Here is a 15,065-nt window from a genome sequence, read left to right as displayed (position 1 = left end):
ATGAAAACAGTATTATTCTACATATTATGCCTTTTTTCTGTTTATAGTTTTTCTCAAGACAAACTATCTCAGCTTCTAGAAAAACACAATACCGAAGAGGTGCCATACATCTATGTTCAAGATTTAGACAGACTCCAAACAGAACCTACTTATTTAGATGCTAGAGAAGTACAAGAATACAGAGTAAGCCATATAAAAGATGCGCTTTGGGTTGGATATGACGACTTCAACATAGAAACTATCGAGAAGCAAATAACAAATAAAGATCAAGAAATCGTTGTGTATTGTTCACTAGGAATTCGTTCAGAAGTGATTGCAAGTAAATTAAAAAAAGCAGGGTACTCCAATGTAAAAAATCTTTATGGTGGAATTTTCGAATGGAAAAACAACAACCATTCAGTTTATAACAATCAAAACAATGAAACCGATAGCATTCATACATTTTCAGAAAAATGGAGTAAATGGTTAAACAATGGAATCAAAACACATGAATAAGGAACTCGTCATTGTTTTCGTGAAAAACATAAAACTAGGAAAAGTAAAAACTAGGCTTGCAAAAACCATTGGTAATCAAGCTGCATTTGAAGTTTATAAAGAGTTATTGAAAGTTACAGAACAGGCTACTAAAAAGCTTGACACATCTCTATGCATCTATTTCTCTGACGCCATAGTAAATACCAAATGGAATAATGCAAATAAGGCGGTTCAAGAAGGTGTTGACTTAGGTGAGCGAATGAAAAATGCATTCTTGAAAGGTTTTGAAGATGGCTACGAACGTATTGTCTTAATCGGTTCAGATTTGCCAGACATTCATGCATCTCATATTAAAAATGGATTAGAAGCATTAGAAAACTCTGAAGTTGTCTTTGGACCTGCAGAAGATGGTGGTTATTACCTAATTGGAATGTCTAAAATGAACAACAATGTGTTTCAAAACAAACCATGGAGCCAAAGTCATTTGTTATCAGAAACTCTTTCAGAATTAAAACAAAACAATACAACATTTAGTACCTTAGAGGTCTTAAATGACATCGATACTTTTGAAGACTTAGAAGCATCGGATTTTTATAAAAACAATACAGAATTACAACATAAAATCAAACAACTTAATGATTAAATTCATAACAGAAACTGCAGATTATTTAGCTGATAAAGGTTTTGAAAACCCTGAAATCGGAATCATTTTGGGAACAGGTTTAGGCCAACTCACAAACGAAATTGAAGTGATTAGCGAGGTGAGTTATAATCACATTCCTAATTTCCCAACAGCAACAGTCGAATTTCATAAAGGGAAATTGATTTATGGAAATCTGGCAGGAAAGAAAGTGGTCGTAATGCAAGGTCGTTTTCATGTATATGAAGGCTATTCTTTACAAGATGTTACCTTTCCAGTTCGTATCATGGAAAAGTTAGGAATTAAAACATTATTAGTTTCGAATGCTGCTGGCGCGATTAACCTCAACTTTAAAAAAGGAGAATTAATGTTGATTGATGATCACATCAATTTACAAGGAAGTTCACCATTAGCATTTAAAGGTGTTGAAAATTTAGGAGAACGTTTTACAGACATGAGTGCACCTTACAATTTGGAAATAAATACCAAGTTTAAAAGTATTGCAAAAGCACATAATATAAAATTACATGAAGGCGTATATGCCAGCGTAGTTGGACCTCAATTAGAAACCAGAGCAGAATATAGAATGCTCAAAATTATAGGTGCCGATGCTGTTGGCATGAGTACAGTACCTGAAATTATTGTTGCTAATCATTTAAATATGAAAGCAGCTGCTATTTCAGTATTAACAGACGAATGTGATCCAGATCATTTAGAACCTGTAGATATTGCAGCAATAATAGCAATGGCTGGAAAAGCAGAACCTAATATGATTACGCTTTTTAAAGAACTAATAAAATCCATTTAATCGTGTAATCTATGTTACACACTAATATTGATAAAGGGCTTACCTTTATAAAACTAAATATCAAATAAAAATCTTAAGCTATGAGCTACTTAAACGCTACTAACGATTTATATAAAGAAGCAGCATTAACACCTGATGTTGGGTTATGCTGTACTACGAATCCTATTTGGGAATTACCAGGATTGAAAATCCCGAGAATCATGCAAGAAATGAATTACGGCTGCGGAAGTACAGTTCATGCTCGTGATTTAACAAACAATCCAAAAATGCTATATGTTGGTGTTGGAGGTGGTATGGAATTATTACAATTCTCATATTTCAATCGTCAAAAAGGAGGTGTTATTGGTGTTGATGTTGTAGACGAAATGTTGGAAGCTTCTCGTAAAAACTTCGTTGAAGCTGAAGAACAAAATGATTGGTTTAAATCTGAATTTGTAGACCTTAAAAAAGGTGATGCCATGAATCTTCCTGTTGAAGATAATAGTATTGATGTTGCTGCTCAAAATTGTTTATTTAATATTTTCAAGGCAGAAGATTTAAAGCAAGCTATTGAAGAAATGCATCGCGTTCTAAAACCTCATGGTCGTTTAGTGATGAGTGACCCAACTTGTGAGCAACCTATGAACGACGAATTGCGAAATGACGATCGTTTAAGAGCTTTATGTTTAAGCGGAAGCTTACCTATTTCAGAATACGTAAAAGCACTAACTGATGCAGGCTTTGGAACTATAGAAATTAGGGCGAGAAAACCTTATCGTATTTTAGATCCTAAGCACTATCCTACAGATGAACTCATCTATATTGAATCTATTGAAGTTGCTGCAATTAAAGATCCTATGCCTAGTGATGGGCCATGTATTTTCACAGGAAAAGCTGCAATCTACTATGGTGAAGAAGATTATTTTGATGATAAAGCAGGACATGTATTACTTAAAAATCAACCTTTAGCAATTTGTGATAAAACTGCTGGAGCTTTACAAGCTTTAGGAAGAGACGATATCTTTTTTAGCGAATCTACATTTCATTATGATGGTGGTGGTTGTTGCTAGTAACAACATTCTATTAAAATATGAAGAACGCCTAATTAGGCGTTCTTTTTTTGTGTAATATCTAGGAATCACTGTAAGCTTAAAATTATTCTTTCGTCCAATAAAAACAAAAGTTGCTCCCTATGATTTTAGTCTTATTATTTATTTCAGCATGTTTTCTAGCCTATAGCAATGGAGCAAATGATAATTTTAAAGGTGTTGCTACACTCTTCGGGAGTGGAACAACTAATTATAAAAAAGCAATAAACTGGGCAACTATCACTACACTTTCTGGATCTGTAGCCGCTATTTTTTTCGCAAACGAATTAGTGAAAAACTTTTCTGGAAAAGGATTGGTCCCAAATGAACTAATAACCATGCCTATTTTTGCAATATCTATAGCATTTGGCGCTGCACTAACCGTTTTCATAGCAACTAAAATTGGAATGCCTATTTCTACTACTCATAGTTTAGTAGGTGCTTTATTTGGTGCAGGAGTAATGGCTGTTGGCACACAATTCAATTTTGAAAAACTCGGAGGAACGTTTTTAATGCCTTTAATTGTAAGCCCATTAATGGCAGCAATTGTTAGCTTTATCGCATATCTCATCTTTAGGTTTTTCAGGAAACAACTAGGAGTAACTAAAAAAACAAACCTCAACATTCATGAGAAACAAACTACTACTGTTGCTTCATTCAATATGGATAATGTAGCCACATTAAAAACTAAAAAAACAATTGAAGCTACCATTCAAAATAAAATAGAAACTTACGATGGACAAATTCTTGGTTTAAGTTCTCAAAAAGTTTTAGACGCCTTGCATTATTTAAGTGCTGGAATCGTAAGCTTCGCTCGTGGTTTAAATGACACCCCTAAAATCGTTGGATTATTATTAATAATAAATGCCATCGATATTAAATGGAGTATGGTAATTATAGCAATCGTTATGGCTATTGGAGGATTACTGAATTCAAAAAAAGTAGGTATCACAATGAGTAAAAAAATCACACCTATGAATTCTGGACAAGGATTTACTGCAAATATGGTTACTGGTTTATTAGTCACAACGGCAAGTATACATGGTTTACCTGTTTCTACAACACATGTGTCTGTTGGTTCTATTTTCGGAATTGGAACCGTCACAAAAAAAGCCGATTACAAAATGATTGGCAAAATATTATTATCTTGGTTGCTCACACTTCCAATGGCAGCTATTGTAAGTGCTTTATTATTTAAAATATTAGAATCACTTTCATAATTAGAACTTATCGAAAAGTATATTGACATTATAAAAAACTCGTACTCTGGGTATTGGAATTATCTCAAAAATGAGCTTCTATTCCAAAATAATTGGGACAATTATTTCTATGGCTTAATCGCCATCTCCATAATTGTTTGGCTTCTTGAAATTGCCTTTCCTTGGCGAAAAAATCAAGCCGTCTTTCGTAAAGATTTTTGGTTGGATACCTTTTATATGTTCTTCAATTTTTTTCTTTTAAACCTCATTGTGCTTATTGCCTTATCAAATTCAGCTGCTGAATTTTTTAACGACATACTAGGTGTTTTGGGCTTATCCATTTCCAATTTTCAATTGTTTGATGTAGATAATCTCCCAAAATGGTTAGGCTTGTTTATCTTCTTTTTAGTGAGTGATTTTGTGCAATGGAATACACATCGTTTATTACATCGCTTTCCTATATTGTGGAATTTTCACAAGGTTCACCACAGTGTGAAAGAAATGGGATTTGCTGCGCATTTACGTTACCATTGGATGGAACCAATCGTTTATAAATCACTACTCTATATTCCAATAGCAATTATTGGTGGATTTGATGCTCAAGATGTCGCCATAGTCTATTTCTTTGCTATTGTCATTGGTCATCTCAACCATGCTAATTTAGGTTGGGACTATGGAAAATTAAAATATATTTTCAATAATCCGAAGATGCATATCTGGCATCATGCAAAAGAACTTCCGAGGCATGTTAGGTTTGGAGTTAACTACGGACTAACATTAAGTATTTGGGATTACATTTTTAAAACAAATTATGTTCCGCATAGCGGAAGAGACATAGAATTAGGTTTTGAAGGTGACGAACAATTCCCGAAAGATTTTATTAGTCAGGAGTTATATCCATTAAACAAAAAGTAGATGTCCATTAAACCTATTTCCATTTTAATCCTTGTTTTATTAATCGTCTCTTGTGGTAGTTCAAAACAAATTGCAAGCACTACTCCAACCGAAGACACGATTCAAAAAGAAGAGCAAATCGTTGAAATTGAAATTGAAGAAGTTATAGAAACTCCTGCTGAGACTGATTTGACTGAAATGGAATCTTCTGAAACTGTTCCAGAAGTTGTAGTTGAACCTGAAATAATTGAAAGCATTGAAATTGAATCCTTTAATCACGATCTATGGAATAGTCTACTCCAAAAACATGTTTCAGATCAAGGCAATGTGAATTACAAAGGAATTAGAGCAGATAAAACAAGATTCAACACCTATCTAAAATCACTTTCAGAAACACCTCCTCAAGAGTCTTGGACTAAGGATGAAACGCTTGCCTATTGGATGAATGTTTACAATGCATTTACGGTTAAATTAATTTTAGATAACTATCCAATAGAAAGCATTAAAGATATTGATGGACCATGGAATCATCGTTTTATCAAAATTGGTGACAAATGGTATACACTTAATGATGTGGAACACAGAATCATTCGTAAAATGGATGAACCTCGTATTCATTTCGCCCTAGTTTGTGCCGCTGTTTCTTGTCCGATTTTATACAACAAAGCATTCACTGCAAAAGATTTAGAAACCGATTTAGTTTTATTAACTAAAGGCTTTTTAAATGATACTTCTAAAAATGAGCTAAGTGAAAATAGCATCAAAGTATCTAAAATATTTAAGTGGTATGGAGGCGATTTTAAAACGAATGGAAGTTCATTAATCGACTTCTTAAACCAATATTCAAACGTTACAATTTCAGATAAAGCTAAAAAAAGTTACAAAGATTATAACTGGAATTTGAATGAATAAGATTTCTATCATTATTCCTGTTTTAAATGAAGAGAAAGACCTTGGAAAACTCCTTGTTCATTTAAATGAAAACTCATCAAAGTCAAATATTAGCGAAATCATTTTGGTTGATGGCGGAAGTCAAGACAATACGTGTGCTTTAATTGCGTACATGCAAACCATTTACTCGAATATTACGCTTTTACAATCCGAAAAAGGACGTGCTAAACAAATGAATCTTGGAGCTAAAAATGCTACTGGTAACATTCTTTATTTTCTTCATGCTGATTCTTTTCCGCCGAAAAATTACGATGAACTAATTTTAAATGAAGTAAACAATAATAACCTTTCTGGATGTTTCAGAATGCAATTTGATAGCAATCATTGGTGGTTGAGGTTAGCGAGTTGGTTAACACAATTTTCATGGCGTGCATGCAGAGGTGGTGATCAAAGTCAGTTTATTACACGTGAGTTATTTGATGATATTGGTGGTTATGATGAAAGCTTTATCATTTATGAAGACAACATATTGATTAATGCACTTTTCGAAAGAAAACAATTTGTTGTCATTAATAAAAAGATTCGCACTTCAGCAAGGCTCTATAAAAAGCATGGTATTTGGAAATTGCAATATCACTTTTGGACCATCTATATCAAAAAATGGTTTGGTGCTTCGGCTGATGATTTATTTGCTTATTACAAGAAACATATTAGGTGATTAACCTTTATTTCTCCCTATTTCATTTGGATACAAATCTTTCAAAGCATCGCTTTGGAAAACCTCTTTTGTATTAATATCAATGGCAGATAGTTTGCCTGTAAAAGCTGCTCCTGTATCAATATTCCATACGTTTACGGCATTCATAGGTTTATCTTTATAGAAGTTAATCGTTGGTGTGTGACCAATATAAATTTCGGAATACTGTTTTAATCGGCTTGGATAGAGTTCAGAATCTTTTTTAATATTACTATCCATGGTTAATGCCATTTCCCAAAGTGTACGATCAAAATAAAAATTACGAAAGTTATATTCCTTTTCTACACCATGCATAGAGGTAAAACCTGCATGAATAAACAATCGATTGTCATCATCAATATGATAAAGACTCATATCACCAAAGAAATATAAGTGTTGCTTTTTTTCTTCTTCTGAAAACGAGTCGTAACTCTCTACGGTTTCTTGTCCTCCATGGGCTAACCAAACAGGTTCTCCTTCTCCAGTTCGCAACCAATCTTCACACCAAACATCATGATTCCCTTTGATGAATATACAGTCATTTGTCTTCGATAATTCTATTAAATACTGAATAACCTGAGCAGATTCACTCCAACCATCAACATAGTCGCCTACGAAAATGAGCACATCTTCTTTGGTAACCTTAGCAATCTCTAAAAGATGAATTAGTCCTTTTAATCCTCCATGAATGTCTCCAATGGCAAGTGTTCTCATGATCTACATTTTATACAAATATAAATAGACTATTTGTTTTATTCGGACTTATAAAAGGATTGAATTACTGCTTCAACAGGTTTGTTTTGTGGTGTAAATTGATTGTCTTTCTCACCGCCGCTTTTGTCGTAGTTATGATACCATTTCCATACAAATCCTCCTGCAAACCAGTCTTCATTCCAGAATTCTTCTAAAAGCGCTTGAGTAGCATTCGTTTGACCTTCAAAATTCAAGGATTCAATAGTATGATCACTTTCCCATGGTTCTTTTCCGGTAAAGTCCATACTTCGATAACCATATTCAGTAAATAAAATAGGTTTGTTATGAGTTTCAGAAAGTGATTTCATGACTTGTTTATGTTTTTGCCATCCAGCTTTACATTCTTCAATTGTTGGTGTCTGCTTTTCACTTACAGGAAAGTAAGCATCGACTCCAATATAATCTACAGCACTCCAAAAAGGCGTTCTTTTAAATTCATCCCAATTGGCAGCATAAGTTAACTTTCCTTTATAGACACGTTTAATATCTTTAATTAATTGATGCCAATACCCTGGACGCTCGTTAATAAAATTTTCTAATTCAGTACCAATACAAAAAATTTCAGAATTTGTTTCTTGCGCCAATTCTGCATATTCGAGAATGAATTTGGAATATGATGTTTCTAGTGCTTTCCAATTGTCTTCGGTAGTCATTTTTATATGTCCTGTAAATTCTCCTTGCCAAACCCAAATTTGAGGTTTAATCATGATTTTAACGTTCTGTTTCCTCAGTGCTTCAACATATTGTTTTGCACCTGCTCTTGTTTCTCCAAACCATTGTCTATCCGTATTATGGATAATCTCTGGATGTTCCAAATCACGAATAAAACCGAAAGGCATAATTGCAGTGTAATTAGCACCAACTTTAACTACTGGTTCGGTATGTGTTTCGTTAATAATTTCACGAGATGCAACAAAACTAAGTCCGTTGACTTTCTCTTTTTGAGCAGCACAAGCACTTACTATAAAAAGTAAAAGCAAAACACGGAAAGCCAAAATTATTCTCATACCAAATATTTAATCTTTAAATTTAAACAAAAAGCTAATAGCGTTTAAGGTTTTAACAAAACCTTCGACAAAAGATTCAACTAATTCAATCCTATGAATAATATCGTTATAATTGGAAATGGAATTTCTGGTGTCACTTTAGCAAGGCATATTAGAAAACTTTCCGATAAAAAAATCACAATCATATCTGCAGAAACCGATTACTTCTTTTCTAGAACTGCACTCATGTATATTTATATGGGACATATGAAATTTGAACACACACAACCTTATGAGAATTGGTTCTGGGAGAAAAATAGAATAGAATTACTTAATGCATATGTTGAAGCCATTGATACCGACAATAAATCTTTAAGACTTGCGAATGGCTCACATCTTAATTACGATAAATTAATTATTGCAACAGGTAGTAAGCCAAACAAATTTGGATGGCCAGGACAGGACCTTAAAGGTGTAATGGGAATGTACCATAAACAAGATTTAGATAATTTAGAAGTACATGCTCCAAACAAAGAAGTCTGCAAAAGAGCTGTGATTGTTGGTGGTGGACTTATTGGTATTGAACTTGCAGAAATGCTAAACTCAAGAAGTATTCCTGTGACTTTTTTAGTCCGTGAATCAAGTTTTTGGAATGGTGTTTTACCTGAAGGCGAAAGTCAAATGATTAATCGTCATATTAAAAACCACCACATAGATTTGCGATTATCTACTAATTTAAAGGAGATAAAGTCTGATGAAAACGGAAAGGTAAAATCAGTCGTAATTGAAGAAACTGGTGAAGAAATTCCTTGTAATGTTGTTGGCTTAACAGCTGGTGTTTCACCAAACATAGATTTTGTTAAGTCATCAAAAATAGAAACTGGAAGAGGTATTAAAGTCAATCGTTTTCTTGAAACTAATATTCCTGATGTGTATGCTATTGGAGATTGTGCAGAACAGCATGAAGCCATTGGTAACCGTAGACCTATAGAAGCCGTTTGGTATACAGGTCGCATGATGGGAGAAACATTAGCACAAACAATTTGTGATAAGCGCAGAGAATACAAACCAGGTCATTGGTTTAATTCAGCTAAGTTTTTAGATATAGAATATCAAACCTATGGATGGGTTTGGGCGAAACCAAAGGAAAATGAAACACATTTCCATTGGAAACATGAAGATGACACCAAATGCCTAACAGTAGGTTATAATAAAGATACAAATGAGTTTATAGGGATTAATACCTTCGGAATTAGGATGCGCCATGAAACATTTGATACTTGGCTAACAGAAAAACGAGATGTTGATTATGTTATGAATCATCTTTCTGAAGCCAATTTTGATCCAGAATTCTACAAGCACTATGAAGCTGAAATCTTATCCGCTTATAATAAACAATTACAAACTGCATAACCATGAGTAACAAAATAAATCATAGCATGTCTTTGGCAAAACCTGATGCTATAAACATTACAACTAAACAAAAAGTTGCTTTGGCTACCGGAATTGTAGGTTTACTAATTCTAGCTTTAGCACTTTTTAATACAAATTTCCCTAACCAAGGCGTTTTCTTAACGCTAGCATTAGGTATGGTAAGTATTGGAACTATTATCTATTCTAGAGAAGCCTACTTGACAAAATTAGAAGGTATTAAAAACGATGGTGTTTGGTTCAAATCTATTTCATCACGTGGTGTTTGGGGTTGGTTAGTAGGTGTTATTCTGACGTCTTTTTATATAGTTCTTTATTTTTACCCACAATATTTAGGTTTAGGAGTTGATGGAGCAGCAAATACTGGATTAATTAGTTTATTTGATCCTCTTAGTCAACTTTTAAGTGGGCGAAATGCCAGTCAGTGGTTTGTTTACGGAACCCTTTATACAATTGCTATTTTGGCATTTGGGTATAAATTTATACTCAAATACAGACACAATCGTTATCAACAAATCCGTACAATCTCAGTTATGTTTTTTCAATTGGGTTTTGCCTTCTTGATTCCTGAATTCATGTATGTTATGAATAACGATTTACCATACTACGATTTAAAATCTATGTGGCCACTTAACTATTATATTTTTGATGAATGGTCAGTAAGTGGGTTTCTATCAAATGGAAATATTGGATTAGCTCTAATCCTTTTTGGTATCATTACAATCTTTGTCATTTCTCCAATCTTAACTTATAAATTTGGAAAACGTTGGTATTGTTCTTGGGTTTGTGGTTGTGGTGGACTAGCAGAAACAGCTGGAGATTCATTCAGACAATTATCATCTAAAAAAATGTCTGCATGGAAAATAGAACGTTGGTTAATTCACCTTGTTTTAGTGTTTTCTGTGGTAATGACAACAGCAATGGTGTATACCTATTTAGGATATGACAGTAATGATTTTTGGCTTACAAAAGGTGTATTCATAAGTCTAGTAATTGGTTTTTTAACAATCGTATTTGCTGGAATCATGATTTTTAAAAGACATGAACTTGGGAAAGATGTAAAATATGGTGCGATAGGTTTATTTGCTGTAATAATTTTGTTAGTAACCATGCATTTTACTGGCACTACAGAACATGTCTTCTATGTGAAAGCAGGAGCATTGCGTTCTGCTTACGGAATTTATATTGGCTCTATATTCTCAGGTGTCATTGGGACAGGTTTTTATCCGATTTTAGGTAGCAGATCTTGGTGTCGTTTTGGATGTCCAATGGCAGCTATTTTAGGTTTCCAACAACGTCTGTTTTCTAAATTTAGAATTACAACAAATGGTGGTCAATGTATTTCATGCGGAAATTGCTCTAACAGTTGCGAAATGGGAATTGATGTACGTCATTATGCTCAAAAAGGCGAAAACATTGTGCGCTCAAGTTGTGTAGGCTGCGGAATTTGTTCTGCTGTTTGCCCAAGAGGTGTGTTAAAATTAGAGAATGATAGTATGAATGGACGAATTAATCCGACTGAAATTCTTCTAGGAAATGATGTCGATTTAATGGAACTAGTAAACGAAAAATAAGATATTGTATTTTTGCACCTTCAAACTAACTCAATGCCCAGTATAAAAGTTATTATTCCTGCATACAACGAAGCAGATTCTATAGCACATGTCGTTAAAGACATTCCAGATATTGTAAATGAAATTATTGTAGTAAGCAATAACTCCAATGATGATACAGAAATTAATGCGAAAAATGCTGGAGCAACGGTTCTTATTGAAAATAATAAAGGATATGGCTATGCCTGTTTGAAGGGAATGAATTACATCTCTAATCAAGCTGAAAAACCAGACATTATTGTATTCCTTGATGGTGACTATAGTGATTATCCTGAAGAATTAATCAAGATTGTAAAACCAATTATTGAAGACAATATTGATTTTGTTATTGGAGCAAGAGTAAAAGGTTTGAGAGAAAAAGGGTCGATGACAATTCCACAAATATTTGGAAATTGGCTTGCTACCACATTAATGACTTTATTCTTTAGAGCTAAATTTACAGATTTAGGACCTTTTAGAGCTATCAAATATGATAAACTTCTCAACTTAAAAATGGAAGATAAAACTTATGGTTGGACTGTTGAGATGCAATTAAAAGTTCTAAAACAAAAATTAAGTTATGCTGAAATACCTGTAAACTATAGAAATAGAATAGGCGTGTCAAAAGTTTCAGGTACCGTAAAAGGTGCTATATTTGCAGGCGTAAAAATCTTAGGTTGGATTTTTAAATACAGTTTTAAAAAATGATCCTTGAAACGACAATAATTGTCATTTACACCATTGCTATTGTACTGATTTTCATGTATTCTCTAGCTCAGCTCAACTTGCTTTATAATTACCTTTCTTCAAAAAAGACTAATAAGGATTGTGAAACTTTTGATTTATCTAAACCAGAAGAAGTCCCTTATGTTACCATACAACTTCCAGTCTTTAACGAAATGTACGTTATGGATCGTCTGCTTGAAAACATTGCACTTATGGAATATCCAATAGACAAACTGGAAATTCAAGTCCTAGATGATTCCACAGATGAAACTATAGAAACGACACGTCTTCATATAGAAAAAATTAAAACTACAGGTCTTGACATCAAGCACATTACCAGAACTGATAGAACAGGTTTTAAAGCTGGCGCCTTAAAAGAAGGCTTAAAAATTGCAAAAGGCGAATTTATCGCCATTTTTGATGCCGATTTTTTACCACAACCAAATTGGTTAAAACGAACGATTCCTTATTTTAAAGATGAACTTATTGGTGTTGTCCAAACACGATGGAGTCATATTAATAGAAACTATTCGATCCTTACTAAAATTCAAGCCTTTGCTTTAGATGCACACTTTACGCTTGAGCAAGTTGGACGCAATAGCAAAGGGCACTTCATCAATTTTAATGGTACTGCAGGTATTTGGAGAAAAGAGTGCATTATTGATGCTGGAAATTGGGAAGGAGATACGTTAACTGAAGATTTAGATTTAAGTTATAGAGCACAACTTAAAAACTGGAAATTCAAATATCTCGAAGATGTTGAAACACCAGCTGAATTACCAGTCGTTATTAGTGCTGCGCGTTCTCAACAATTTCGTTGGAATAAAGGAGGTGCTGAGAATTTCAGAAAAATGCTGAAACGGGTTGTTACATCCAAAAATATTTCTACCAAAACTAAAATTCATGGCTTACTGCATTTATTAAATAGCACGATGTTTTTGAATGTTTTTATTGTTGCAGTGCTGAGCATTCCAATGCTGTATATCAAAAATGAATATACACACTTACGTTTCTACTTTTACTTTATGAGTTTTTTCGTAATGAGTACAGTTATCTTCTTTATCTGCTATTGGTTTATGTATAAGCAAATATATGGTAGTGGCTTTAAAAATTTCTTTAGCTATGTAGGCATGTTTTTTACATTTTTCTCCATTGCGATGGGCTTTTCGCTTCATAACTCCATTGCTGTTTTAGAAGGTCATATGGGAAAACGAAGTGAGTTTGTTCGGACTCCAAAATTTAATATTAGTACAATAAAAGATTCTTGGAAAGGGAATAAATATCTCAAGAAAAAAATATCTCCTCACGTTGTTTTAGAAGGTATTCTTATGCTTTATTTTGCTTTTGGTTTATATAGTGCATTTGTTGTAGGAGATCAAGGTGGTGATTTCGGTTTGTTCCCATTTCACTTAATGTTGTTCTTAGGTTTTGGTTATGTATTCTTCAAATCCATATCCTCTAAAATGTGATGCAGATCTGGAAACTTTATAAAGTTCCTTTGTTGCTCACATTTGTTAGCTTTTTTTTCTATTGGCTTTTTGCTTATGATTTAATTAGAACAGAATACACTAAGCTTATAACGTTTTATTGTGCGCTTTGGTTTGCATTCCTCTTAATACTAAAGCTCGCTAAAAGCAACATCAAATACCTAACAGCTATTGCGTTTCTATTTCGAGCAGTTTTTATTCTGGCGATTCCGAATTTATCTCAGGATTTCTATCGCTTTATTTGGGATGGTCGAATGATTTTAGAGGGTTTAAACCCTTATTTATCTACTCCTCAATCTTTTATGCAAACTCATGAGTTTCCAATTGCTCAAGCTAAAGAGTTATATGCAGGAATGGGACAATTAAACGGCAGTCACTTCACCAATTATCCTCCAATTAACCAATTGTGTTTTGTAATAGCAGGACTATTTTCTGGGCATAGTATTTTAGGATCTGCTATTGTATTAAGATTACTAATTATTGCGGCAGATTTTGGTACGTTAGTCTTCGGAAAACGTTTGCTAGAAAAGCTTAATATTCCTGTAAAAAACATTTTTTGGTATATTCTCAATCCGTTTATTATTATTGAATTGACAGGGAATCTTCATTTTGAAGGTGTTATGATCTTCTTCTTAGTATGGAGTTTATATCTTTTACATTCAGGAAAATGGAAATGGGCAGCTGTTATTTTTGCTTTATCCATTTCCGTGAAATTAATTCCGCTATTACTTTTACCTCTGCTCTTTCGATACTTTAAAAAGGAAACCTCTCAAACTATCGATTTAAAAAAATTAATTTCGTTTTATGCGTTGATTGGCATTACAACCCTAATCCTATTCGCTCCTTTCTATGATTCAGAATTTATAAATAATTATGCTCAAACCGTTGGACTTTGGTTTCAGAATTTCGAGTTTAATGCAAGTGTGTATTACATAGCTCGAGAGATAGGCTTTCTTTTTAGAGGCTATAATGAAATTGCAATTATTGGAAAAGCGTTACCTGTTTTAGTTTTGCTGTTTATAATAGGATTGGCTTTATCTAAAAAGAGAATGAATACGCAAATTCTCATTACACATATGCTTTTCGCATTTTCCTTTTATTTGTTTTTAAGCACAACTGTTCATCCTTGGTATATAGCTACACTTTTAATTTTAAGTGTATTTACTAATTATAGATTTCCTTTGGTATGGAGTTTTGTAATTATACTAAGTTATTTGGCTTATATCAACCTTAATAAAGCTGATAAATCTGAAAACCTTTGGATTATTGCCATCGAATATATTGTTGTCTATGCTGTTCTTATTTGGGAATTGTTTATTCAGAAACGTGTAAAGCACAAATAAAAAAACCAACTCTTTTGAGCTGGCTTCTTAATTATATT

15 protein-coding genes are annotated in these 15,065 nt (G+C 33.3%); 13 read left to right on the top strand and 2 right to left on the bottom strand.

Features of this window, described 5'->3' with window-relative positions:
* The 8 genes from RH81_RS09920 to RH81_RS09885 all read left to right on the top strand — a co-directional run bounded on the left by RH81_RS09920 (position 1) and on the right by RH81_RS09885 (position 6,691).
* On the top strand, positions 1–495 hold the full coding sequence (locus RH81_RS09920; protein ID WP_033960033.1) for a rhodanese-like domain-containing protein: 495 nt from the start codon (positions 1–3) through the stop codon (positions 493–495).
* Positions 473–1,117 carry a TIGR04282 family arsenosugar biosynthesis glycosyltransferase gene (locus RH81_RS09915; RefSeq protein WP_052172499.1) on the top strand — a complete coding sequence of 215 codons (645 nt, stop codon included), beginning with the start codon at positions 473–475 and terminating at the stop codon, positions 1,115–1,117. The genes RH81_RS09920 and RH81_RS09915 overlap by 23 nt, the downstream gene beginning before the upstream one ends.
* Positions 1,110–1,922 (top strand): purine-nucleoside phosphorylase, encoded by an 813-nt coding sequence (locus RH81_RS09910; RefSeq protein ID WP_033960032.1) that lies wholly within the window; start codon positions 1,110–1,112, stop codon positions 1,920–1,922. Before RH81_RS09915 ends, RH81_RS09910 begins: the two co-directional genes overlap by 8 nt.
* 80 nt (positions 1,923–2,002) lie before the next feature.
* Positions 2,003–2,971, top strand: a complete 969-nt coding sequence (gene arsM / locus RH81_RS09905; protein WP_033960031.1) for an arsenosugar biosynthesis arsenite methyltransferase ArsM — start codon at positions 2,003–2,005, stop codon at positions 2,969–2,971.
* A gap of 122 nt (positions 2,972–3,093) precedes the next feature.
* Positions 3,094–4,209: an inorganic phosphate transporter gene (locus tag RH81_RS09900; RefSeq protein WP_033960030.1), complete on the top strand. Its 1,116-nt coding sequence runs from the start codon at positions 3,094–3,096 to the stop codon at positions 4,207–4,209.
* Between the two features lie 9 nt (positions 4,210–4,218).
* Positions 4,219–5,103, top strand: a complete 885-nt coding sequence (locus tag RH81_RS09895) for a sterol desaturase family protein (protein WP_033960028.1) — start codon at positions 4,219–4,221, stop codon at positions 5,101–5,103.
* The gene (locus tag RH81_RS09890; RefSeq protein WP_241478978.1) at positions 5,104–5,994 is read left to right on the top strand and encodes a DUF547 domain-containing protein; all 891 of its coding nucleotides are present in this window, start codon (positions 5,104–5,106) and stop codon (positions 5,992–5,994) included. It begins immediately after the preceding gene.
* On the top strand, positions 5,987–6,691 hold the full coding sequence (locus RH81_RS09885) for a TIGR04283 family arsenosugar biosynthesis glycosyltransferase (RefSeq protein WP_033960027.1): 705 nt from the start codon (positions 5,987–5,989) through the stop codon (positions 6,689–6,691). Before RH81_RS09890 ends, RH81_RS09885 begins: the two co-directional genes overlap by 8 nt.
* Here the strand turns inward: RH81_RS09885 and RH81_RS09880 are convergent, their stop codons facing one another.
* Together RH81_RS09880 and RH81_RS09875 are read right to left on the bottom strand one after the other, a co-directional pair.
* A complete protein-coding gene (locus tag RH81_RS09880; protein ID WP_173424368.1) occupies positions 6,692–7,423 on the bottom strand; it encodes a metallophosphoesterase in 732 nt (243 codons plus the stop codon).
* A 38-nt stretch (positions 7,424–7,461) separates the two neighbouring features.
* Positions 7,462–8,469, bottom strand: coding sequence for a glycoside hydrolase family 113 (locus tag RH81_RS09875; RefSeq protein ID WP_033960025.1), 1,008 nt, complete (start codon positions 8,467–8,469; stop codon positions 7,462–7,464).
* A gap of 93 nt (positions 8,470–8,562) precedes the next feature.
* Here RH81_RS09875 and RH81_RS09870 point away from each other — a divergent pair, with 93 nt between their 5' ends.
* Genes RH81_RS09870 through RH81_RS09850 form a run of 5 tightly spaced genes read left to right on the top strand, consistent with a single transcriptional unit; the run spans position 8,563 to position 15,027 of the window.
* Entirely contained in the window at positions 8,563–9,861 is a 1,299-nt protein-coding gene (locus RH81_RS09870) for an NAD(P)/FAD-dependent oxidoreductase (RefSeq protein ID WP_033960024.1), read from the top strand.
* A 2-nt stretch (positions 9,862–9,863) separates the two neighbouring features.
* Entirely contained in the window at positions 9,864–11,453 is a 1,590-nt protein-coding gene (locus RH81_RS09865) for a 4Fe-4S binding protein (protein WP_033960023.1), read from the top strand.
* Positions 11,454–11,486: 33 nt separating this feature from the next.
* A complete protein-coding gene (locus tag RH81_RS09860) occupies positions 11,487–12,179 on the top strand; it encodes a glycosyltransferase family 2 protein (RefSeq protein ID WP_033960022.1) in 693 nt (230 codons plus the stop codon).
* Positions 12,176–13,666, top strand: coding sequence for a cellulose synthase family protein (locus RH81_RS09855; RefSeq protein ID WP_033960021.1), 1,491 nt, complete (start codon positions 12,176–12,178; stop codon positions 13,664–13,666). Before RH81_RS09860 ends, RH81_RS09855 begins: the two co-directional genes overlap by 4 nt.
* A complete protein-coding gene (locus tag RH81_RS09850; RefSeq protein WP_033960020.1) occupies positions 13,666–15,027 on the top strand; it encodes an MptA/MptB family glycosyltransferase in 1,362 nt (453 codons plus the stop codon). Before RH81_RS09855 ends, RH81_RS09850 begins: the two co-directional genes overlap by 1 nt.
* Positions 15,028–15,065: the final 38 nt, after the last annotated feature.

It is taken from the genome of Psychroserpens jangbogonensis (assembly GCF_000797465.1).
Taxonomy (GTDB): domain Bacteria; phylum Bacteroidota; class Bacteroidia; order Flavobacteriales; family Flavobacteriaceae; genus Psychroserpens; species Psychroserpens jangbogonensis.
The sequence above is the reverse complement of the archived record's forward strand: the minus strand, read 5'-3'. Positions and strand labels throughout refer to the sequence as shown.